We start from the raw sequence: 20796 nt of genomic DNA, 5'->3' as shown, positions 1-20796 counted from the left end.
TAAAGCGATGCCGCCTCGATGAGCATGATGCAGCAGAACCTCGTTACGCTCATCGGCAACGTGCGGGAATCGGCCGACAGCATCGCGACGGGTTCGAGCCAGATCGCAACCGGCAACGTCGACCTCTCCACGCGCACCGAGGAACAGGCCGCGTCGCTCGAAGAGACGGCGTCGAGCGTGGAGCAACTCACGTCCACGGTGCGGCAGAACGCGGAGAACGCGCAGCATGCCAACACGTTGTCGGCGCGCGCTCCGGGCAGATCGCGGACATCATCGGCATCATCGAAGGCATCGCGTTCCAGACCAACATCCTTGCATTGAACGCAGCCGTGGAGGCGGCGCGCGCGGGCGAGGAAGGACGCGGCTTCGCGGTCGTCGCAGCGGAAGTGCGCAGCCTCGCGCAACGCTCGTCGGGCGCGGCGAAGGAAATCAGGGAGCTGATCGGCGCGTCTGTCGGACGCATCGCGGAAGGCTCGACGCTCGCGGGCGTCGCGGGCACGACGATGTCCGAAGTGCTGCTCGCCGTATCGAAGGTGAGCGACATCATGAACGAGATCGCGGCGGCATCGAACGAACAGAGCCGCGGCATCGAGCAGTTGAGCCTCGCGATCGCGCAGATGGATCAGGTGACGCAGCAAAATGCGGCGCTCGTCGAGGAAGCGGCGGCGGCATCGCAATCGCTCGACGATCAGGGACGTCGCCGGACCGAAGCCGTATCGTTCTTTCGACTTGCGACGCACTGAATCAACTAGACGTTCGGTCGAGTTTGCAAGTCCTTGGTGTTCGTTATCGGTAAAGCCCTGTTGCCGTACGGTGCAATTGAAAGAATCTGTTACGCGGCGAATCTGTCTTCGCTTCCTGTTTCGTATGCGCCATTGAGAGTGGTCTGCGCTGCTGCAAAGCTCTAGCCGGCAAACCGTCCCGCTCTCCCGGCGTCGAATTCGATTCAACAGAGGATCGGCTCGGCGCTGTCCAACTATCAACACAAGGAGATGGACATGGCCGATACAAACGCGATGACAGACGTACTCGATCGACGTGTCGAGCGGCGCGAGAAGCGACGTCAGTTTTTTCGCAGCGCGGGAGGGCTGGGTCTGGGATTAGTGGGCGGCACCATACTCGGTGCATGCGGCGGCGGATCGGGCGATAACGCAAACGCAGCCACCGGCCCGACCGATCCCGAGATTCTGAACTTCGCACTGAACCTCGAATATCTCGAAGCGACCTTCTATGCGTATGCGACGACCGGGGCAGGACTCCCGGCCAATCTCATGAGCGGCGTGGGCACGCCAGGCAAAGTGATTCCGGGTCAGCAGGTGACGTTCTCCGATCCTGTCGTCGCGGCGTACGCTCGGGAGATCGCAAAGGACGAACTCGAACACGTCGCGTTCCTGCGAACCGCGCTAGGCGGCTCTGCGGTGGCCATGCCTGCGCTGGACGTCGGGGGCACCGATCCCAACGGCGCATTCTCGCTCGCCGCTCAGGCCGCCGGCCTTGCGCCCGCGGGGACGGCCTTCAACCCGTATCTCAACGACAACAACTTCCTGCTCGGCGCATTCATTTTCGAAGATGTCGGCGTGACGGCCTACAAGGGCGCCGCTCCGCTCATCACGAACAAGACGTACCTCGAGGCTGCGGCCGGGATTCTCGCGGCGGAGGCCTACCATGCCAGCCTCGTCAGGACGGTGCTCTATTCGAAGGGCATCCAGACGCCGAGCCTCGTGACCGCGACGCAGGCCATTTCGGACGCACGCGACTCGCTCGATTCATCGACCGACGTCGATCAGGGGATTGCCGGTGTCAACAACCAGATCTCCAATATCGTGCCGCTCGATAACAACGGCATTGCGTTCAGTCGCAGCTATGACGACGTGCTCAACATCGTCTACCTGAATAAAGGCGCAGTGACACAAGGCGGTTTTTTCCCGGCCGGCGTGAACGGGTCACTCCACATGAGCAGCGCCTTCGCATAGCCCCGACGTCGATCGGCGAATGGCCACGCGGCGGCTCAAGGGGTCGCCGCGTGACGTTTCCCAGCCTCCTCTCAAGCACGAAGCGAACGTTCAGACGACACCCTGAACGTTCGCAGTCCGTACCATTTGAAACTTTCACATGGCCCAACTTAAGCGTCCTGCGCAATCACTTCGTCGCGAACACCGATATGCCTCCGTTTGGAAACGCAGTCGAAGTGCTCGCCTGGAACGGGACATAGACTTCGCCAAGACCGCTGTCGACGGCTACGGAATGCGCGCCCGCGCCAACCGGGACCTTGTAGAGCAACTGCCGCGTCGTGCCGTCGATCACGCCCATCTGAGGACTGAACCCCGACGAAGCAGCCGTGCCGCTTGCAACATAGTGCCTCGCGGGCAGGAAGTATCGATTCGAGGCCGGATCGTATGTCACCTGGTCGGTGCCACCGAAAGGCACGGAAGCCAGCTGCGCCCCCGTATTGCGGTCCAGAATCAGCGTGATGAGCGGGCTGCCGGCTGAAGGATCGCATCCAACCAGCACGTCGCTATTCGGTCCCAGTGCTATGCCCGTGGGCGAGCATTTATCGAGCGCGAAAGCTTTGCTGACAACGGGTGCGCCAGCCGTCACCGACTTTGCCGTGATGACGTCGAGTTCGCCATCGGGATGGGCTGTCGTTCCGTCGTTGTTGATATAGAAACTCTTCGTGGTCGAATCATAGGTGCAGGCTTCGAGCCCTGACGATCCGTTGAAGACCAGTTTCGACACGATGGTTTGAGTAGTCGTCGAGATGAACGTGGCGAAGGGCGGCGTCTCTCCTGGGCTCGCGAACATCACGAGATGATCGTCCGGGTCGTAACAGCCTTCATCGACGCGTGAACCGGAGGTGCTGACAGGAATGGTCTTGACCGTTTTCAGCGCAGCCGTATCCACGACCTTGATCGAGTCCACGTCGCCCACGAAGAGCGTATTCGTGCCGGTGATTCCCACGATCCCATCGGGGCCGGAAACATCGGTCGATGCACCTGCGCCGGTAAAGGAGCCGGTAATCTGAGCAATGAGCGTATTCGATTTCGTATCGACGACATCGACGGCCTTGTTATTGCGATCGGCCAGATAATAGCGCCCGGCTTCCGTATAGCCGATATCAAAGCTGAACGCCGGACTCGTCGCATTCGGCACGGCGATATTCGTCAGGAGCTTCGAGTTCACGGGTGTCGTGGTTGAAGGTGTGCTCGACTGGGTCGAATTCGAATCGTCGCCGCCACCGCATCCAGCTATCACGGCCGTTGCGGTAACAAGTAACGCGATCAAAGGCATTTTCATCGATTTGCTCCTTCGTTGGACAGGGGACCGGCAAAGTACAGATTCCTTCCGTCGGAGCGCTTGTCTTTTTTCTAACGAAGCGCCGCTCGCATGCCGCGACGGCGTCAAGACACCGCAACGAGATTCATGGGCGTAAGCATGCGCAAGCGTTCGTAATAATGCACAGCAAATAATTTGATGGTTTCTATATGGAATGGTTGATGGACGTACGGCGGCTGTAAGTTTCCGGAAGGAGAGGTCTTACTGTTTTAGTAATGTTCGACCCTGGCCAGAAGCCATGCCTCGATAACCTGCCTGGCGCAAACACTGCGCTGCGCTGCGCATCCGATTCGCTTCTGCGCGCCCCCCGATGTCTCCCGCCGTAATGCAGTCAGTTGAGATTTGTAAGTTATCCTAGTTGAAAATAAAAGGCTGCCCGACACGCTTTAAGTAAAAACACCGATGCTATCTGCCATCTGAATCTCGACGACTAAAAACACATAGAAAATTAAGTTCGTGCATTTGGATAACTTGCCCTTCTTCTTAAGCTCGCCATAAGCTTTAGCTCAATACAATCTTCATGCCGCGGCGTTTTTATTTCTCAACCTATGCCGCCGGCACTTCTCAATCTAAATGTTGCATCCGTGTGCAGGGCTTGGATATTTGCGTGCGACTCAAATCCAAATCGCAATCGCGGAATATCGCGCATTGCCCGATCGTTTACAGCGCACTGTCCGATTAATATTTCTTCCGCGTGAAGCACTTCGGACGTCGGTCTTTCACTAGCCCTATTGCACGGGGGCTATCACGCAAGAGTCCTGCTGCGAAAACCGCGTAACTGGCGCTCGCCAAGGATTTTCAGATCTCTCGTGCACAAGGACTCAACCTGCTCGCGGCTGGCTCGCGTGTTTTCGCCACCGCGGCATTCACGGAGAACAGCCATGAGTCGTGTCCTTCCACGTTCGGTGGTCATCGCGACACTATGTGCCGCAGGTCTGATGTTCAACGCAAGCGCGCCCGCCATTGCCGGCGATGCACAGTTGCTGCCGCCACCCTTCGTCACATCGTCGACCGTGCCGCCGAACGGCGACGTCAATCCCTATGGCGTCGCCTACGTGCCGCAGGGCTTCGCGTCCTATGGCACGATCGCCCCCGGCGATCTGCTCGTGTCCAACTTCAACAACGCGAAGAACTTGCAAGGCACAGGTACCACCATCGTCAAGATAACGCCGAACGGCAATCCGACCGTATTCTTTCAAGGGGCGCAGGGTCTTGGCCTGACGACGGCGCTCGGCGTGCTCAAAGCCGGGTTCGTACTCGTCGGCAACGTGCCTACGGATGACGGCACCTTCGCCACCATCAAGCCCGGCTCCCTTATCGTGCTGAACAGGACCGGCTCGATCGTCACGCAATGGACAGCGTCGAACGCAGGGCTCGACGGCCCCTGGGATCTGACGATCCTCGATATGGGCAACAGGGCGAAAATCTTCGTGTCGAACGTTCTGAACGGCACTGTCGTGCGTCTCGACATCACGATCGACGAGGGCGGCGTCCACCTTCAGCACAGCACGCGGATCGCGTCCGGCTATCCGTTCCGCGGTGATCCTGCTGCGTTGGTTGTCGGTCCGACGGGTCTCGCCTACGATCCGCAGCGCGACGTTCTCTATGTCGCGTCGACAGTCGACAATGCGATCTTCGCCGTGTACGGCGCGGGCAGCACGCGGCACGACGGCGGCAAGGGCGTGCTGACGTACGCGGACAATGCGCATCTGCATGGGCCGCTCGCACTCGCACTGGGGCCGAACGGTCATCTTTTCACCGCGAACGGTGACGCGATCAACGGCGATCCGAATCAGCCAAGCGAGATCACCGAATTCACGCCGCAAGGACGTTTCATCGCGCAATTATCGGTCGACCCCGCGCAGGGTGGCGCATTCGGACTCGCGTTCTCGATGCCGCGCCACGACACCGTGCAATTCGCGGCGGTCAATGACAACGTGCCCAACATCACCGCGTGGAGCCTGCCCTTCGACAATGACCGGCGTTGATGCCATCGCCCGATACCGATGCGATACGGTCGCTGCGCGTGGGTCCTTTACCTGTGCACGCGACCGCGGCGCTATTGATCGAACTCGTTCTCCATCAGACGCCCGGGTCGCGAACTTAGCCGATCCTCGGGTTCACGACCGAGATCGTCGGGCCTGCCGGTATCCAGTCACCCATAAACCAGTTCTGCTTCCATACCGGATTCGTGCTCGTGATCGCGCCCGTCACGATGTAGCCGCTCGGATACAGTCCGCCGACGCTGAATGGGCAATCGTCCGGGTCGCTATCGATATGGTTGGTGATCTGAATATCGACTGTCCTGGCGACCGGTCCCGCGAGCGATCCCAGAAAGACCTGAATGCCTGCGCCGGCGCAACCCAGCGTCGTCGGATTGACGATCCTGATCGCGCGGAGCACCGCCGTGTTGTCATTCGGCTCGATGTCGAGGCCCGCCTGCGGCGCCGTGCCCGCTATGTTCCGCCACACCGGATTGTCGAAGGTGATGGTGTCGCCCGAAATGATCGTCGCACCCTGGCGACGACAGCCATCCGCGAGATGATTGCTGATCGTGACGGCCTTGCTCGTCACGCCGCTATCGTTATAGCTGTTGGCGATGTAAATGCCGTCGCCCCAGCAGTTGATGGTCGTCGGCGACGTAATCGTGACGTTCGAGCCGCCGGCGATCGAGATGCCCATGCCCCACTCGCCCGACGTGGCCGCATTGAGCGACTTGCTGCCGTCGAGGGTTGGCGACTCGATGATCACGTTGCTCACATCCCAGACGCGCATCATCTGATACGAGTCGGCATTGTGAGCCAGCAGCTTGATCGAAGCGCCCTGTGCGAAGCGGATGTGAGTGTTCGAACGCAGCGTGAGGCCCGTGCTGTCGATCCGGCTTTGCCCGGTGATCAGGAGAACCTGCCCGACCGATCCGTCTATCGCGGCTTGCAACGCAACGCGGTCGTTTGTCGTTCCGTCGCCCTTCACGCCGAAGGACACGTCGGTGAGAACACCGTTCGGAATGGTGTCGCTCGCGCTGCTCGTGCCGCTGGACTTACCCGGACTGGCATCGCTCGCGCTCTGCGCACCGGTGGCCGTGCTCGGACTGGTGGCCGTGCTCGGAGCGGCGCCGCTCGTGTCCTGCGAGCCCGTGTTCGTGCCGGGGCTCGTCTTGTTCGACGCGCCCGCTCCAGCGGGTGAATTCCCGCCGCCGCCGCAAGCGGTCAGCACAAGAGAGCCGGTGCCGAAGACGAGCGTCGAAAGGACTTTTCGACGCATCGTGCTGCAGATATTGGGGCGTGTCGAGGTCACGAGAAATTCTCTCGATTGACAAATGCGCGACTCAGCGGAGTCGAGTTGATTTGCGCCTCAAAAGGGATGAAGCGACAGGCGACGAACAAACGTCTCGGCGCTTGTTTTGTTTACGGCGCGAAAATCAAAGTCCTTAGTAAAATAGTTGCGATAGGGCCGTTATGCATCGCCGTTGTCGATCCAATGCGAGAGCGATATCGAAATGGTCGAAGGGCGCGCGAGGGACTCCAAGATCCGCGGTCGGAAAGTGAAATCGTTCCCGTCATTGGCGACTTTCATGGCGGCCAGCACTGCAAGGGCACACCCTCGCGTGGCCTTGGCAAGGCAACGTGCGCCATGTGAGCCGCATGGCGATTACGTCGCGTGCTATTCCGTCTCTACGCTCTGGCGGCCATTGGAATCATTGTTCCGGATTTCGCTCAGAGGACGGAATCCATTGCTTTCCCCGTTTGACAACGCTCTGCACGAAGACGCTACAAGGCAAGCGCGAAGTTGGTTCGGCCCATGACCGTTTCGCTCTTTTAGCGCACGGCCTTGGCTATTTCAATCATGAGTTGGCTCTGCTGATACGGCTTGCGCAAACGGGGCAAATCCGCCGCGGCTTTGTCCGGCAACTCGGCATATCCCGTTGCGAGAATGACCGGCAACGCAGGCCGAAGTGCTCTTGCAGCACTCGCCAGTTCGACGCCTGTCATCTTCGGCATTGAATAATCCGTGAGCAGAACGTCAACCGCCCTGCCGCTGCGCAGAACGTTCAATGCCTCTTCTCCGGAATTCACCTCGATCACGTCCTGACCCAGATCCTGCAAAAGGTACGCTGTGCTGGATGCGATAAGCGGGTCATCGTCGACTACAAGAATCACCGCGCGAACGTCCGGCGTACCGGTTGACGTGTCGCCCGGTGTCAATGCCCCGGTTTCCGCGAGTTGCGGCTCGACCTCGCAAACAGGAAGCCAGAGCGATGCAACGGTGCCCTGTCTCACCGTGCTTTCGAGACGCAGCGCCCCTTGCAGCTGCCGCGCAAGACCATGAATCATCGACAGGCCGAGCCCTGTTCCCTTCCCCGGTTCCTTCGTCGTGAAAAACGGCTCCATCGCTTTTGCGAGCGTCGCGGCGTCCATGCCTATGCCTGTGTCTCGCACGGTAACGCGAACGTAGTCGCCCGACTTGAGCTCTTTGTCATCGATTGAGACGGCCGTATCGACATCGATGTAAATCGTCCCGCCGTCAGGCATCGCGTCGCGGGCGTTCACGACCAGATTCAGAATCGCGAGTTCGACCTGATTCGCGTCCACCGACGTGTAGGGAACGTCGTTCGCTGTTTCAATCTTCAACTCGATTGTCGAATTGATCGATCGCTCGAGCAGGTCGGTCATGCCATGCACCAATGTCGACAACCGAACCGGCTCGACACTCAGCACCTGCTGCCGGGCAAAAGCGAGCAGTCGTTGAGTCAGTGCCGCACCGCGTTGAGCGCCCTTCAGCGCTCCCTCTACCAGACGGCCAACCCGCTCCTCTTTCCGCACGTCCTTTCGCACCAGCTCCAGGTTCGCCATGATCGCCATCAGAAGATTGTTGAAATCGTGGGCGATGCCGCCTGTGAGCTGACCGATCATTTCAAGCTTCTGGACCTGGCGTAGGAGCTTCTCCGTATGCTCCCGCTGTTGTATCTCTTCCAGGACGGTCTGATGAGCGTGTTCGAGTTGGGCGGTGCGCTCCAGCACCTTCGATTCGAGCGACTCGTTGATACGCCGCAGTTGATCCTCGGAGGTCTTTCTCGGCGTGATATCGGACGAGACGCCGACAAGTTGCGCCACTTGATCGCGCGCATCGCGCACGATGCGCGCCCTGATATCGACCCAATGCATCGTTCCGTCAGGCCATACGTTGCGATACTCGATGGCGTAGTCGCAGCCGGTTTCGATACTGCGTGCCACTGCCGCCTGCATTCGGTCCATGTCTCCCGGATGAACACTCGTCAGGAGATCGGCGTAAGTGAAGCTGTCGGTTTCGCGTCGACCGAAAATCGCTTTACAGGTGGCCGATGCACTGAGCGTCCGCGTGGCGAGATCAAGCGTCCACGAGCCCAGTTGTCCCGCGGTCAAAGCTGTTCTCAGACGCGCCTCGCCTTCGTGCAGCTCGAGCATCCTCCCCCGCGCCTCGAACTGCCGGTAACGGCCGCGCATGGCTGTCTGGACGACGCTGACGAATGTCGTCGAGTGGAATGGACGCTCGATGAACGTGACGTTTCCAAGCGCCCGGGTCAGCCGTTCGGCCATCGGTCGACGGTCGGCCCCTCCGCTTCGCTGCGTCAGGACGACAAATGGCAGATCCGACCAGGCCGGCTGCGACGAAACCCAATCGGCGAGAGGCGTCAAGTCGGCTCCGTTGAGGGCTTCGTCGGCAACGATCGCGCAGCAGACATCGTCGCTCATTTTGCCCTCAAGCTGCTGCACGTTCGCGCAGGCCACCGAGCCGATGCCTGCCGCCGCCAGAAGCGACTGTGCAACAGCAAGATCACGCCCTGAAGGCGTGAGCAGCAGCACCGGGCATCGATCGTTCCCCGACATGCGCTCGTCAATCCCTGTTCGGGGTAAGTAACGGCGATGCGTTTCCAACGAAAGTCGGAACACCGCGCAGCACGCCCTGGAAGTCGGCTAAGGGTTTGCCGAGCTGCAGACCGGTTGCTCCGATTCGAAACTCGCGGATCGCCTCTTCATGCGCGCCGGTACGCTTCTTGATGACCGATACCGCGCGTCGGACACGTCCCAGCGCCTCGAAATAGCGAAGCAGGACGACGGTATCGGCGAGATACGTCACATCGACCGGCGCCTTCATATCGCCAACCAGGCCATGCTGCGCCACCGTCAGGAAAGTGTTCACGCCTTGCCGGTTCAGGTACTGCAAGAGCTCATGCACGTGCAGGACCAGGGCGTTTTCCTCGGGCATCGCTGCCTGATAGCCGTTGAGACTGTCGATGACAACGGTCTTCGCGCGCGCCGTGTCGACGCTCGCACGAACACGGTAGGCAAACTCACCCGGCGACAATTCGGCTGCGTCGACCTGTTCGATATGGAGACTTCCCTCCGCTCTCATCTTTTCCAGGTCGATGCCCATCTGGTTGACCCTGTCGAAGAGCAATCCGAGCTCCTCGTCGAACACGAAGAGCGCTGCCTTTTCGCCTCGTCTGACAGCGGCGACCACGAACTGAATAGCGAAAAGACTCTTGCCTGTACCTGCCGGTCCAAGGATGAGTGTGCTCGAGCCTTGCTCAACGCCACCGCCCAGCAGGGCGTCCAACTCGGCGACATCGCTCGTCATTTGCTTGCGTGCAAAGCTGGTGCGGTGCTCACCGGCCACCAGGCGCGGGAAAACAGACACGCCGCCATGCTTGATGGTGAAGTCGTGATATCCGCCCCGGAACTGCTGACCTCGATACTTGAGTATCTTGAGCCGACGCCGTTCCGCGCCATACTGTGGCGATAGCTCTTCGAGCTTGATGACGCCATGAGCCACACTATGGACCGTCTTGTCAGGCGTCTCGGACGTGAGATCGTCCAGCAGCAACACGGTTGCGTCACGCCCCACGAAGTAGTGTTTGAATGCGAGGATCTGGCGGCGGTAACGTAACGAGCTTTGCGCCAGCAGGCGTATCTCGGACAGACTGTCGATCACGACTCGTTTCGGCTTGACGCGTTCGAACTCGCGAAGAATCAGTTGCGTCGTTTCGCCCAATTCCAGGTCCGATGAATACAGTAAGGTCTGTTGCTGGTCCGCATCGAGCAAGCTCTCGGAGGGGCTGACTTCGAAAATGATGATTTCATCGCGAAGGTGCCAGCCATGTGACAGCGCGCCCTTTCGCAACTCCAATGCGGTTTCCGATAGCGTGATGTAGAGGCACGGTTCGCCCAGTTCCGCACCCGCTAGAAGGAAACTCAGCGCGATGGTCGTCTTGCCGGTGCCGGGACTACCCTCGAGCAAGAAGACGCTGCCCCTGCTGAGACCGCCAGAAAGGATATCGTCGAGTCCTGTGACGCCCGTTCGGGCGTATTGGGGCGATACGGTGTTAGCGACCATCAATTGCTCCGAGTTGCCTCATCGCCAGGCGAGAAAGCCGATATCGTGGAATGCGAGGAAGCGCCTGTACCAGGGACGCTCGAGCGCGGCGAAGATCGTGCGCGCACTGCAGTTCAAGCCAGAACACCGCAGGAATTCCACAAAACGCCTCCAGCCGCACGGCCATCTCCGGCGTGACACTGGCGCGAGAATCAAGAATTCGATGTAACGTCTGACGAGACACGCCCAAGTCTCGCGCCGCCTGGCTTATCGTGACATCGAGGCGCGGGAGAACAAAGTCGCCCAGAAGACTTCCTGGGTGAAGCGCTTCAGGTTCGTGGCGACTCATTTTTGCGGACGCGTGGGTGTTCATGTGTAACTCTGAACGTGACACCCCTCGGAGGATAGCACGCGGCGCTCCGTGTTCCGTCATCACAAGCCGCCCTGCATACCGGCTTGAATCGTGTCATCAAGCTCCGGTCGCGTAACGCCGGCAGTGCTCGAGATACCCCGCTTCATGGCTGCTCACCAACTGGACGATGCTGTTCCATAGCCATAGCGGCGCGTCGATGGTCTTCGATCGATTGCGGCCGAGTTCCGTTCGCCACGCTCGCTTTGTTGCGTCGTCCATTTGCCGCGCGTGCGCCTTGCCTACGACAGCCGCGAGATAGTGCGCGACATGCATCGCGTCATCCTTGCCGAGTTGCTCGATCTCGAGCTTCATGTCCTGCGGCAACAACTCGCGTATCACCACTCCGCGATCGAGCAGGCGTGCTGCGCGCATACGTTCGCCGAGATACGGCGACAAGTGTCGCGCACCTTCGAGGACCCGCAAGGCGTTGTCGCGCGGCATCGCCACGTCCTCGTAACGCGGGGCCGCGGCCTTCACGCCTTCCTTGATGTCCATCAGGCACAGGTCGTCGCCTTCCACGACGCCGCCATCGACATCGAGTAGCACCGCATAGCGCAGACGGCCGAGCGAGCTGCAACCTTTCACCCAATATGCTGCGTCCAGCACGACGACCTCGCCCGAATCCTTGCGACCCTTCAGGCTGGTCGGCAGACTCGCGATGTTCTCGTCGGCGAAGAGCGCTTCGATCGCCTTTCGCTCGTCTGGTGCAAGAGGCCAGAATCGTTTTCCCAGGGGAATGGCCGGATGCAGATCTTCGATGCGCTCACGCGCGAGATGCTGCCACGATCGACGCACGGCCTCCTTCATCGTCACGTGAACAGGCTCGGGACGTTTGGTGTCGACAACCGTATCCGCGAAGGCCGCTTCATATCCGGCGGCCAGCGCCTCGATCATTCGAACGACGTTCAGGCCGGACAATGCCGACCCGCGCGCAGCCGTTGCAAGGGACAATCCGAGGCGAACGACGTCATGCACCGGGTTGCCGATCACCGTCTGATCGAGGTCGCGAATCTGAATTTCCACTTTGCCTTTCGCATTGGCAATCGGCCCGAGATTGCCGGTGTGGCAGTCACCGCAAATCCAGATCGCGGGGCCGTGAGGCAGCGAATCTCCATTCGCCTCGATCACCCACTCGTAGAATCTCTCTGTATTGCCTCTGACGTACGCGTGCGGCGAGCGCGCCATCTTGCAACGGCGCAGTTCGGTCAGAAGCGCCTGTCGATCATCGGGCGCGGGCAGCCCCTTATCCGCTTTGTTGTTCTTGCTCATATCCGTTTGCCGTGGGTGGTCAGCAACCGGAGCAGGAGCTGTGCCGTCGTCTTGCAAACGGCTTACGCGGCCGGCGAGGTTCCCACAACGATCGCGTACCGACGCGGCGCGACGCGACGCGATCAGAGCGCATTAGCTGACGAAGACGATCTCCGGGCCGAATGAACTACTGCAAGTGAAATGCGCAATTCGCCCGATCCGCAAATGAAGGAGCACCTGCTCGAGTCCGTGGACTTCCCTGCCATCCTTCTGCGTGCCGACGACCATCGCACGGAACGCCTCAGGTCCATTGCGCTTCAGATCGATGATGCGGCGGACGGCGCCCTGCTTATTGGTGAAGTATCGATTCATGAAGGCGCACGGGCGTTGTCGTGTTGCGATCGTAGCGCGGCGCACCTTAAGCGAATGTTATGCAGGATACGTTGCCGCCCGATCCGCGCCTTGCTGGCCGAATTCACGCCTCAACAACTCCGAATGACTTCCGCGAGTTCCAATGCGGTCACAGGCTTGAGCAGAAAGCCGTCGAATTGACGCGATGAATCCATGTCGAATCCACGCGTGCCGGTCACTGCGACGATGCATGCTTCCGTGGATGCGCCCGCGCAGCGAACGAATTCGCAAAGCTTGCGTCCGTCGATATCGGGCAATCCGATATCCATGAAAACGGAGTCGTAGCGCGTCTGGCCCGTCATGCGCAACGCCTCGCCGCCGGTGCGCGCGACGTCCGCGTGATGGCCGAGCGACGCGGCCAGTTCGGCAAATGCCGTTGCGACGTTTTCATCATCTTCGACGAACAGAAACAGCATTGTCGATCCTGGCCGATTGCGGCCAGCTCCGGTGGCTTTAAAAAATCGCGCTTCGATGCCGCGTGCATCGACGACCTGATCGAAGCGCTCTCCATTGCCTCTGAAGCATCGACGATGCCCGCCCCTGCAATCAACGCGAATCACGTGGCATACGCGTTGCTGATTCCCATTCAGGCCGATGTCGCGGACTCGATCCGGACAGGCGGCCTTTTCATTCCACGACGCGGTTTCCCTCCGCGATACGCCAGTGCGGTGCCTTCGCGCTGAGGCTTGCAGCATCACGACCGTAAGCGACGCTCCGGCGTCCTCTTGGTCGCTGCGAGCGAAACCGTTCAACCTTGATGATTCGCGCCGAGACCGTGAAGGCGTCGGACCCGTCGGCCGAGCCGACGACCGGCGCGGATCTCGGCGCCGGGAAGGCCACCGAGGTGTAACCACGAGCGGCGCTGCTCCGAATCGGGCAGCGCCGGTCGAACCGATCATCACGGTACGCGGTATTGACTACTTCGACTCGTTGAACGTCTTTGCGTAGAGTTGGGCGCTCTGATCCAGATCGCCGGTCGCGACATACAACAACGGCTGCGCTTCCGGAGAAAGGACCGCGCCGTCGATCACACCGCCGATCACCAGACGATGATCGCCGGCTTCGACCTCGGTAAAGAGCCGACAGTCGAAATACGCCAGCGCATCGAGCAGCAGCGGCGCGCCGCTCCGGCCGGCCCGCCAAGGGGTCGACGACAGTTTGTCGATCGTGCTGCCCGTGTGTGTGCCGAAGTGCTCGGCTAACGGCTTCTGATCCGAGCGCAACACGTTGATGGAAAAGGCCCGTCCCCGGTCGAGTATCGGATAGGACGCATGCGACGGATTGATGGCGAGCGCAACAAGCAGCGGGTCGAACGAAACCTGCATGACCGAACTGGCCGTGAACGCGTTCCTCGTTGCGCCGTCCGCCACGCCGATCACATAGACGCCAGCCGAGAGACATCGGAAGAGGTCAGCCATTCTGTTGGTCATCGCACTTCGTCTCCTTCAATGACTGAACGTTGGCCAGCAGATCAACGCCCCGCCCGGTCGACGTTCTCGCTTCCATCGGTAGCCGCTGGCGCTTTCGCGAAGCTCGCTATGCTTGCGTCGTACCTCGATCCTTTGCCGCCCAACGCAATCGTCGCGCGCCGGGCGCTATCGAGCAATGTCGCCAATGCAGCATCGATGACCGCCGGGGCATCGAAACGGCCTTTGGGTCCTGAAAGGGTCAACGCGCCCTGCAACTCTCCGGTTGAATCGAACACGGGCACCGAAGCCGATGCTGTTTCCGGATCTCGCTCGCCGAACGAGACGGCCCATAGCCGTTCCCGGATCTCTTGCCAGCGCGGATCCTCCGTCTCCGTGAACGCGAGCAATACCTTCCCGGAGGCACCCTTGTCGATCGCGAACTCTTCTCCGACCCGAATCGATACCCGCACGCTGCGGCTAGGTTCGACGCGATACAGCACCAGACGATGATCGCCCTGCCGCACGTAGAAACTCGCCGTCTCGCCAAGATCCCGGCTCAACTGTTGCAGCAAGGGTTCGACGACAGGTCCCACCTGAAACGACCGCTGATAGAGCGTCGCGAGCCGCAACGGCTGATGACCGATCGCATATTGCCCGTCGCTCAGTTTTCGGATGAACCCGCCGTGCTCCAAAGCGCCGAGCAGTCTCAAAACCGTGCTTTTATAAAGCTCCGTCCGGCGTGAAAGCTCGGTGAGCGTCAGCCGGTCGTCGGTCGGCCCGAACGCATTGAGGATGGCGAACGCCCGGTCCAGGACGGCCACGCCACTGGACGCTTCACTCGAATCATTCGGCCGGCCTTCTTGCGGCGTCCCTTCTGTCATCTAAGCCACCTCGTCATGTTTCCACCACTATACAGTTCTATCTGACAGAACTCCAGTTCTAAAATATTGGGTTAACCCGTCTTTTCGAGGTCGCCGGTGTGCGCCTATAGTTCTCTCTAACGAAACCTGGGTCTACCTGGCAGAACTAAGGAGCGAAATGAACGCCACACGTCCTCGAATACTGATTAGCGAAGTCGGGCCACGCGACGGCTTGCAGAGCATCAAAAGCGTCATGCCGACGCCGGCCAAACTCAGATGGATCTCCGCGCTGGCCGCAGCCGGCCTGAAGGAGATCGAAGTCGGCTCGTTCGTTCCGCCGAAGCTGTTGCCGCAAATGGCCGATATCGCCGACGTCGTCGCTCACGCTTTGTCCATTCCAGACCTCCGTGTCGCCGTATTGGCGCCGAACCTGCGCGGCTCGCAAAGCGCGTTCGAAGCCGGCGTGCATAAAGTCACGTTGCCGGTCTCCGTCACCGATGAACACGCGCTGGCCAATGTCCGCAAATCCACCGCGCAGTTGATCGAAGAGGTGCGCAACATCGTCGCGTTGCGCGATGAGCGCTTCCCCGGCATCGAGATCGAAGCGGGTGTATCGGTCGCATTCGGCTGCACGATCGCAGGCACCGTGACCGACGACCAGACCATGCGCATGTGCCTCGCGATGGCCGAATGCGGCGTCGACGAAATCGGCCTGTCCGATACGAGCGGCTACGCCAACCCCGCTCAGGTTCGTCGTCTGTTTCGACGGTTGCAATCCGAAGTCGGCGAGAAGGCGGGCGGCGCTCACTTCCACAACACGCGCGGTCAAGGCCTGGCGAACGTCGTCGCGGCACTCGATGCGGGCGTCACCACGATCGATTCGAGCCAGGCGGGCCTCGGCGGCTGTCCCTACGCGCCCGGCGCGACGGGGAACATCGTCACCGAAGACCTCGCGTTTCTGCTTGAGGCGATGGGCTACGACACGGGCGTCGACATCGACAGCCTCATCGCGGCGCGCGCGATTCTGGCGCAGGCGCTTCCGGGCGAAGCGCTCTACGGACACGTACAAGACGCGGGATTGCCGAAAGGCTTCTCGTATGCAGACGGGCGCGCACCCAGTGCGCCCCAACCGGAAGGCTGTTTGCTGGGAGCCGCGCAATGAGCGAAGTGGAATCGAATCAATCCTTGCCGTACAGCGGCGTGCGCGTCGTGGAAATGACGCACATGGTGATGGGGCCGACGTGCGGCATGGTGCTGGCGGATCTCGGCGCGGAAGTCATCAAGATCGAGCCGATCAGCGGCGACAGCACCCGCAATCTGCGAGGCTCCGGCGCCGGTTTCTTCAGTACGTTCAACCGGAACAAGAAAAGCATCGCCGTCGATCTGAAAGACCCGCGCGGCGTGGAGATCGTGCACAAGCTTCTCGCGGGCGCCGATATCTTCAGCGAGAACTTCAAGAGCGGCACGGTGGACAAGCTGGGGCTCGGCTACGCGGCCCTGTCCAGACTCAATCCTCGTCTGATCTACGTGTCGCACAAAGGCTTCTTGCCCGGTCCCTATGATCATCGCACCGCGCTCGATGAAGTCGTGCAGATGATGGGCGGACTCGCGTACATGACCGGTCCCGAAGGGCGGCCCTTGCGGGCAGGCACGAGCGTCAACGACATCATGGGCGGCATGTTCGGCGCGATCGGCGCAATGGCGGCGCTGGCGCAACGCGAGCGCACCGGCCGGGGACAAGAGGTGCAGAGCGCCTTGTTTGAGAACAACGTGTTCCTCGTCGCGCAGCACATGATGCAGTACGCCGTCACGGGAAACGCCGCCGCGCCGATGCCGAGCCGCATTTCGGCGTGGGCGGTCTATGACGTCTTCTCGGTGAAGGACGGCGAGCAGATCTTCCTCGCGGTCGTGTCCGATACGCAATGGGCGCTCTTCTGCGACGCCTTCGCCCTCGACGACCTGAAGGCCGATGAACGCATCGTCACCAACAACCAGCGCGTGCAAGCGCGCGACTGGCTGATGCCGCGGCTTCGTGCGCATATGGAAGCGTTCACCGCAGCCGAGATCAGCGCCATCTTCGAGCGCTGCGGATTGCCGTACGCGCCGATTACGAAGCCGCAGGATCTGTTCGACGATCCGCATCTGCTCGCGACAAACGGACTCGCCGACGTCACCTTGCCATCCGACGCGAGCGGCGCAGGCCAGCCGATATCGACGAAGACGGCATTGCTGCCGTTGACCCTCGGCGGCGAGCGTCTGCAACTTCGCGCAGGTCCGCCATCGCTGGGTCAGGACACGCAGGCGCTGCTGATGGAGCTGGGTTACTCGCCGGAAGACCTCAGGCAACTGGCGGATGCCGGCGTCGTGAAGTGTCAGTCGCCCCATTCCCGCGATACGTCCAGTCCCTCCGCCAACGAACTGGCGAGCGCCTGAGCACAACAGCACAAAAAGGAGCACCGCTGCGCGCAGGCCGGCATGAAGGCGCGCGTCCGGTGTTTCGTCCGGAGACGAAGCATGACATCCCTATCCTCGAATATCGCGGCCGAAACCGCCGTCGATACCACGCTCGAACAGCAAGCCGTCAAAAAGGCAGCGTGGCGTTTCATCCCCCTTCTTGCGCTCGCCTACTTCTTCAATTATCTCGATCGCACCAGCGTCGGCTTCGCGGCCCTCACGATGAACCGCGACCTCGGCCTGACCGCGACACAGTTTGGCTGGGGCGCGGGCATCATGTTCGCGGGCTATTGCCTTTGCGAAGTGCCGAGCAATCTCGCGATGTATCGCTTCGGCGCCCGGCGATGGCTCGCGCGCATCATGATCACGTGGGGCTTCTTCGCTGCCGCGACGGCGCTCGCGGTCGGACCGAAGAGCTTCTACGTGATTCGTCTTCTGCTGGGCATCGGCGAAGCGGGGTTTTTTCCGGGCGTCATCTTCTTTCTGGCGGTGTGGTTCCCGGCCAGCTATCGCACGCGGGTGCTGGCCTGGTTCACCGTCTCGACGCCGCTTTCATCGTTGGTGGGCGGGCCGTTGTCCGCGTGGCTCCTCAAGCTGGACGGCTTGCTCGGGCTCGCCGGATGGAAATGGATGTTCATCGTCGAGGGCCTGCCGGCGTGCATTCTCGGCTTCTTCGTACTGAAAATGCTGGCGGACAGACCCGCCGATGCGAAGTGGGTCTCGCCAGACGAACGCCAGGCTTTGCAAAGCGCCTTCGATCGCGAGGGCAATGCGAGCCAGAAGAAGAAGGACTTCGGCGCAGCGCTCAAAGATGTGCGGATGTACATCCTCGCGATGATTTCCTTCGGCTTCACGATGGGCTCTTACGGCATCGGCATCTGGCTGCCGCAGATGCTCAAAGCGCACGGCATGAGCGTGACGCAAACGGGCTGGGTATCGGCTGCGCCCTACTTCTTCGCGACCATCGCGCTTCTGTGGTGGGCCAAACGCGTCGACCGGCGCGGCGGTCATATCGCTAACCTTGCGGCGGGTCTTTTCATCGGTGCGGTTGCGCTTGGCATCTCGACCTGTTTCGAGCAACTGGTGCCTGCGTTGACGGGCATTACGCTGGCGTTGATCGGGACCATCGCGGGTCGCACGATCTTCTACACGCTACCCGCACGCTTCCTGTCCGGTCAGGCGGCTGCCGGCGGGCTGGCGCTGATCAACTCTATCGGCGCGCTCGGCGGCTTTGCCGGTCCGTATCTCGTCGGCTACCTGAAGGACAGTTTCGGCACGTTCACCGCGGGCATGGTCGGTCTCGCCGTCGTATTGGCGATCACGACGTTGCTGACGCTTTCCCTCTATGCATTCAACAAGGGGGAATGAAAATGCCATCTTCTCATTCGATTCGCCGGCGCCACTTGCTCGGCGCGGCCGCCGCGTCCGTCCTGATGCCTGCGCTCGGCGTGCACCGCGCTTTTGCCAAAGAGGAAACACGGAGTATGAGTACAAGCAGCAACTACCTTCCCGTTCGGGCCGAGTGGCTCGCATCCGGCACGGAAGCGGCGCTCGAACCGGACATGCCGATCATCGACGCGCATCATCATTTCTATGAGCGCCCGGGCTGGACGTATTTGCTCGACGAGTATCTGGAGGATGTGCGTTCCGGACACAACATCACTGCGTCTGTCTTCATGCAGGCATTGACACGGTATCGCACCACGGGTCCGGAACCATTGCGCCCGGTTGGCGAAGTCGAGTATGTCGCTCAAGTCACCGCGCCGATGCAGACAGAAAAGCCGCAGGTCGCGAAGGGCATTGTCGGATACGCGGATCTCCGGCGTGGCGCTGCTGTACGAGACGTCCTCGAGGCGGAACTGGAGGCTGGCGACGGCCGCTTGCGCGGTGTACGGCACCTCGTAACGTGGGATGCCGACGCTACGCTTGTGAACCCGTTGTCGGCCGTTCCTCGTGGACTCTTGCTCGACACCGATTATCGGGCGGGCGTTGCTCAACTGAAACCGTTGGGACTCTCCTACGACGCATGGTTGTTCTTCCCCCAGCTTCCCGAGTTATTCGATTTAGCCAAGGCAAATCCCGACACGCCGTTCATCGTCAATCATTGCGGAGGCGTGGTGAGAATCGCCAGCTACGCGCATCAGCGCAAGGAAGTGTTCGACACATGGTCACGTTCGATGCGCAAGCTCGCGCAGTTGCCGAACGTCTATGTGAAGGTGGGCGGACTCGGAATGCGGATCAATGGCTTCGACTTCGATAAAGGTGAGCGGCCACCCTCTTCGATAGAACTGGCCGAAGCCTGGAAGCCGTGGATGCTGACCTGCATCGAAACGTTCGGCGCGGATCGTTGCATGTTCGAAAGCAATTTCCCGGTCGACAAAGGCTCCTATCCATTCAGCAACGGCTGGAATGCGTTCAAGCGAATGACGCGACAGGCAAGCATCGAGGACCGGCAGGCGTTGTTTCGAGGCACGGTTGCGAGGGTCTATCGCCTGGGGTGAATCGTAGGCGGCGGACGTCCAGATTTACGAAAATCTGAACCGTGCTGGCCGCGAAACTTGCATCTCGAACGATATTGCTCATTCAAGTTTGAATCGCTGGTTCGCGTAACTTTGAACTACCTTGCTTTTGATACGCTGAACTTCGAACTTCCTGCTTGGACTTCCAGCGGCAGAAATGGCACAAGGACGGCCCGCGACCCCTTGCGGTCGGAGGGACACTCCTAAAGCAGACGCTCCGGAATGATCTCAGCGATATTTGCGGTGGAAGGCGTGCGACGGGTAGCTAAGCTGCGCTCGCCTCGTCTGGCAATTTCGCTGTAAGTCCGGACGGTCAGTATGGACAAGAAAAGTCCTGCCACAACGTCTGCCAGATAATGTCCGCCCTGCGTCGGTGTGGAAATTATCATAGTCACGTTAAGCGGTATCGCAATGCAGAGCAGCCAACGAAACCTCGCGAGCGAATAAGTGAACAGGACCGCCAATGCCGTATGAAAGGATGGCATCGACACCAAACCTTGGACGTTCGAAAGATCGACCATTTTCAATGAGCCAGCCGGAGACCGCCTTGCCCGCATACGCGGACTGGCCGATCAGCGCGACGGAGCGAATCGCTTCTGGATCGAAGGGCAGCAGGTTGTTGGTGTTCTTCAGCAGCACCGCCGACTGTTCGCCGATCGCGCCATCGCCGGCCTGATCGATCGCGGTCTGCGTGACGGGGCGATCGAAGCTGCCGAGCCTGGACATCTGCGTGTAGCGGCGGCCGAGCGCAGTGTCCGATATTCGACTGCGTGATCCGATTCATCAGCGAATGATGT

18 protein-coding genes and 1 pseudogene are annotated in these 20796 nt (G+C 60.6%); 7 read left to right on the top strand and 12 right to left on the bottom strand.

Features of this window, described 5'->3' with window-relative positions; all coding sequences use genetic code 11:
• Window positions 1-12: 12 nt before the first annotated feature.
• Together AWB76_RS40145 and AWB76_RS14415 are read left to right on the top strand one after the other, a co-directional pair.
• Window positions 13-743 (top strand): annotated as a pseudogene (locus AWB76_RS40145) (methyl-accepting chemotaxis protein); the annotation flags it as partial.
• A gap of 255 nt (window positions 744-998) precedes the next feature.
• A complete protein-coding gene (locus AWB76_RS14415) occupies window positions 999-1973 on the top strand; it encodes a ferritin-like domain-containing protein (RefSeq protein ID WP_061160892.1) in 975 nt (324 codons plus the stop codon).
• A gap of 166 nt (window positions 1974-2139) precedes the next feature.
• Here AWB76_RS14415 and AWB76_RS14410 read toward each other — a convergent pair whose 3' ends face one another.
• Window positions 2140-3402 carry a YncE family protein gene (locus AWB76_RS14410; RefSeq protein WP_244173353.1) on the bottom strand — a complete coding sequence of 421 codons (1263 nt, stop codon included), beginning with the start codon at window positions 3400-3402 and terminating at the stop codon, window positions 2140-2142.
• Between the two features lie 812 nt (window positions 3403-4214).
• On the opposite strand from AWB76_RS14410, the gene AWB76_RS14405 reads away from it, so the two are divergent.
• The gene (locus AWB76_RS14405) at window positions 4215-5321 is read left to right on the top strand and encodes an NHL repeat-containing protein (protein WP_061160796.1); all 1107 of its coding nucleotides are present in this window, start codon (window positions 4215-4217) and stop codon (window positions 5319-5321) included.
• Window positions 5322-5436: 115 nt separating this feature from the next.
• Here the strand turns inward: AWB76_RS14405 and AWB76_RS14400 are convergent, their stop codons facing one another.
• From AWB76_RS14400 to AWB76_RS14365, 9 genes are all read right to left on the bottom strand, one after another.
• The gene (locus AWB76_RS14400) at window positions 5437-6597 is read right to left on the bottom strand and encodes a glycoside hydrolase family protein (protein ID WP_061160795.1); all 1161 of its coding nucleotides are present in this window, start codon (window positions 6595-6597) and stop codon (window positions 5437-5439) included.
• A gap of 554 nt (window positions 6598-7151) precedes the next feature.
• Window positions 7152-9176 (bottom strand): hybrid sensor histidine kinase/response regulator, encoded by a 2025-nt coding sequence (locus AWB76_RS14395; protein WP_244173352.1) that lies wholly within the window; start codon window positions 9174-9176, stop codon window positions 7152-7154.
• Window positions 9177-9207: 31 nt separating this feature from the next.
• Window positions 9208-10707 carry an ATPase domain-containing protein gene (locus tag AWB76_RS14390; protein ID WP_061160793.1) on the bottom strand — a complete coding sequence of 500 codons (1500 nt, stop codon included), beginning with the start codon at window positions 10705-10707 and terminating at the stop codon, window positions 9208-9210.
• Window positions 10697-11059 carry a HigA family addiction module antitoxin gene (locus AWB76_RS39180; protein ID WP_082864441.1) on the bottom strand — a complete coding sequence of 121 codons (363 nt, stop codon included), beginning with the start codon at window positions 11057-11059 and terminating at the stop codon, window positions 10697-10699. The genes AWB76_RS14390 and AWB76_RS39180 overlap by 11 nt, the downstream gene beginning before the upstream one ends.
• A gap of 96 nt (window positions 11060-11155) precedes the next feature.
• A complete protein-coding gene (locus AWB76_RS14385) occupies window positions 11156-12367 on the bottom strand; it encodes a DUF2252 domain-containing protein (RefSeq protein WP_061160792.1) in 1212 nt (403 codons plus the stop codon).
• A 132-nt stretch (window positions 12368-12499) separates the two neighbouring features.
• Entirely contained in the window at window positions 12500-12718 is a 219-nt protein-coding gene (locus tag AWB76_RS14380) for a hypothetical protein (RefSeq protein ID WP_061160791.1), read from the bottom strand.
• A 110-nt stretch (window positions 12719-12828) separates the two neighbouring features.
• The gene (locus AWB76_RS14375; RefSeq protein WP_061160790.1) at window positions 12829-13173 is read right to left on the bottom strand and encodes a response regulator; all 345 of its coding nucleotides are present in this window, start codon (window positions 13171-13173) and stop codon (window positions 12829-12831) included.
• Window positions 13174-13674: 501 nt separating this feature from the next.
• Entirely contained in the window at window positions 13675-14187 is a 513-nt protein-coding gene (locus AWB76_RS14370; RefSeq protein ID WP_061160789.1) for a flavin reductase family protein, read from the bottom strand.
• A 41-nt stretch (window positions 14188-14228) separates the two neighbouring features.
• Complete coding sequence (locus AWB76_RS14365; protein WP_061160788.1) at window positions 14229-15047, bottom strand: IclR family transcriptional regulator; 819 nt, start codon at window positions 15045-15047, stop codon at window positions 14229-14231.
• Window positions 15048-15204: 157 nt separating this feature from the next.
• Here AWB76_RS14365 and AWB76_RS14360 point away from each other — a divergent pair, with 157 nt between their 5' ends.
• The 4 genes from AWB76_RS14360 (at window position 15205) to AWB76_RS14345 (ending at window position 19981) form a co-directional block, all read left to right on the top strand.
• Window positions 15205-16188, top strand: coding sequence for a hydroxymethylglutaryl-CoA lyase (locus AWB76_RS14360; protein WP_061160787.1), 984 nt, complete (start codon window positions 15205-15207; stop codon window positions 16186-16188).
• Window positions 16185-17459 carry a CaiB/BaiF CoA transferase family protein gene (locus tag AWB76_RS14355; RefSeq protein WP_061160786.1) on the top strand — a complete coding sequence of 425 codons (1275 nt, stop codon included), beginning with the start codon at window positions 16185-16187 and terminating at the stop codon, window positions 17457-17459. The genes AWB76_RS14360 and AWB76_RS14355 overlap by 4 nt, the downstream gene beginning before the upstream one ends.
• Window positions 17460-17540: 81 nt before the next feature.
• On the top strand, window positions 17541-18848 hold the full coding sequence (locus AWB76_RS14350) for an MFS transporter (protein ID WP_061160785.1): 1308 nt from the start codon (window positions 17541-17543) through the stop codon (window positions 18846-18848).
• Window positions 18849-18850: 2 nt separating this feature from the next.
• Window positions 18851-19981 carry an amidohydrolase family protein gene (locus AWB76_RS14345; protein ID WP_061160784.1) on the top strand — a complete coding sequence of 377 codons (1131 nt, stop codon included), beginning with the start codon at window positions 18851-18853 and terminating at the stop codon, window positions 19979-19981.
• Window positions 19982-20202: 221 nt separating this feature from the next.
• Here AWB76_RS14345 and AWB76_RS43045 read toward each other — a convergent pair whose 3' ends face one another.
• Window positions 20203-20484 (bottom strand): phosphatase PAP2 family protein, encoded by a 282-nt coding sequence (locus tag AWB76_RS43045; RefSeq protein WP_157696128.1) that lies wholly within the window; start codon window positions 20482-20484, stop codon window positions 20203-20205.
• Window positions 20396-20725 (bottom strand): hypothetical protein, encoded by a 330-nt coding sequence (locus AWB76_RS42165; RefSeq protein WP_061160783.1) that lies wholly within the window; start codon window positions 20723-20725, stop codon window positions 20396-20398. The genes AWB76_RS43045 and AWB76_RS42165 overlap by 89 nt, the downstream gene beginning before the upstream one ends.
• Window positions 20726-20796 lie beyond the last annotated feature (71 nt).

Origin of the sequence: Caballeronia temeraria, assembly GCF_001544795.2 — a bacterium.
GTDB lineage: Bacteria > Pseudomonadota > Gammaproteobacteria > Burkholderiales > Burkholderiaceae > Caballeronia > Caballeronia temeraria.
This window is presented reverse-complemented; position numbering and strand designations above follow the sequence as displayed.

Coding starts and splice junctions, on each gene's coding strand:
- AWB76_RS14415 (WP_061160892.1), top strand. CDS start 999: ATGGCCGATACAAACGCGATGACAGACGTACTCGATCGACGTGTCGAG.
- AWB76_RS14405 (WP_061160796.1), top strand. CDS start 4,215: ATGAGTCGTGTCCTTCCACGTTCGGTGGTCATCGCGACACTATGTGCC.
- AWB76_RS14400 (WP_061160795.1), bottom strand. CDS start 6,597: ATGCGTCGAAAAGTCCTTTCGACGCTCGTCTTCGGCACCGGCTCTCTT.
- AWB76_RS14390 (WP_061160793.1), bottom strand. CDS start 10,707: ATGGTCGCTAACACCGTATCGCCCCAATACGCCCGAACGGGCGTCACA.
- AWB76_RS39180 (WP_082864441.1), bottom strand. CDS start 11,059: ATGAACACCCACGCGTCCGCAAAAATGAGTCGCCACGAACCTGAAGCG.
- AWB76_RS14385 (WP_061160792.1), bottom strand. CDS start 12,367: ATGAGCAAGAACAACAAAGCGGATAAGGGGCTGCCCGCGCCCGATGAT.
- AWB76_RS14380 (WP_061160791.1), bottom strand. CDS start 12,718: ATGAATCGATACTTCACCAATAAGCAGGGCGCCGTCCGCCGCATCATC.
- AWB76_RS14375 (WP_061160790.1), bottom strand. CDS start 13,173: ATGCTGTTTCTGTTCGTCGAAGATGATGAAAACGTCGCAACGGCATTT.
- AWB76_RS14370 (WP_061160789.1), bottom strand. CDS start 14,187: ATGACCAACAGAATGGCTGACCTCTTCCGATGTCTCTCGGCTGGCGTC.
- AWB76_RS14365 (WP_061160788.1), bottom strand. CDS start 15,047: ATGACAGAAGGGACGCCGCAAGAAGGCCGGCCGAATGATTCGAGTGAA.
- AWB76_RS14360 (WP_061160787.1), top strand. CDS start 15,205: ATGAACGCCACACGTCCTCGAATACTGATTAGCGAAGTCGGGCCACGC.
- AWB76_RS14355 (WP_061160786.1), top strand. CDS start 16,185: ATGAGCGAAGTGGAATCGAATCAATCCTTGCCGTACAGCGGCGTGCGC.
- AWB76_RS14350 (WP_061160785.1), top strand. CDS start 17,541: ATGACATCCCTATCCTCGAATATCGCGGCCGAAACCGCCGTCGATACC.
- AWB76_RS14345 (WP_061160784.1), top strand. CDS start 18,851: ATGCCATCTTCTCATTCGATTCGCCGGCGCCACTTGCTCGGCGCGGCC.
- AWB76_RS43045 (WP_157696128.1), bottom strand. CDS start 20,484: ATGCCATCCTTTCATACGGCATTGGCGGTCCTGTTCACTTATTCGCTC.
- AWB76_RS42165 (WP_061160783.1), bottom strand. CDS start 20,725: ATGTCCAGGCTCGGCAGCTTCGATCGCCCCGTCACGCAGACCGCGATC.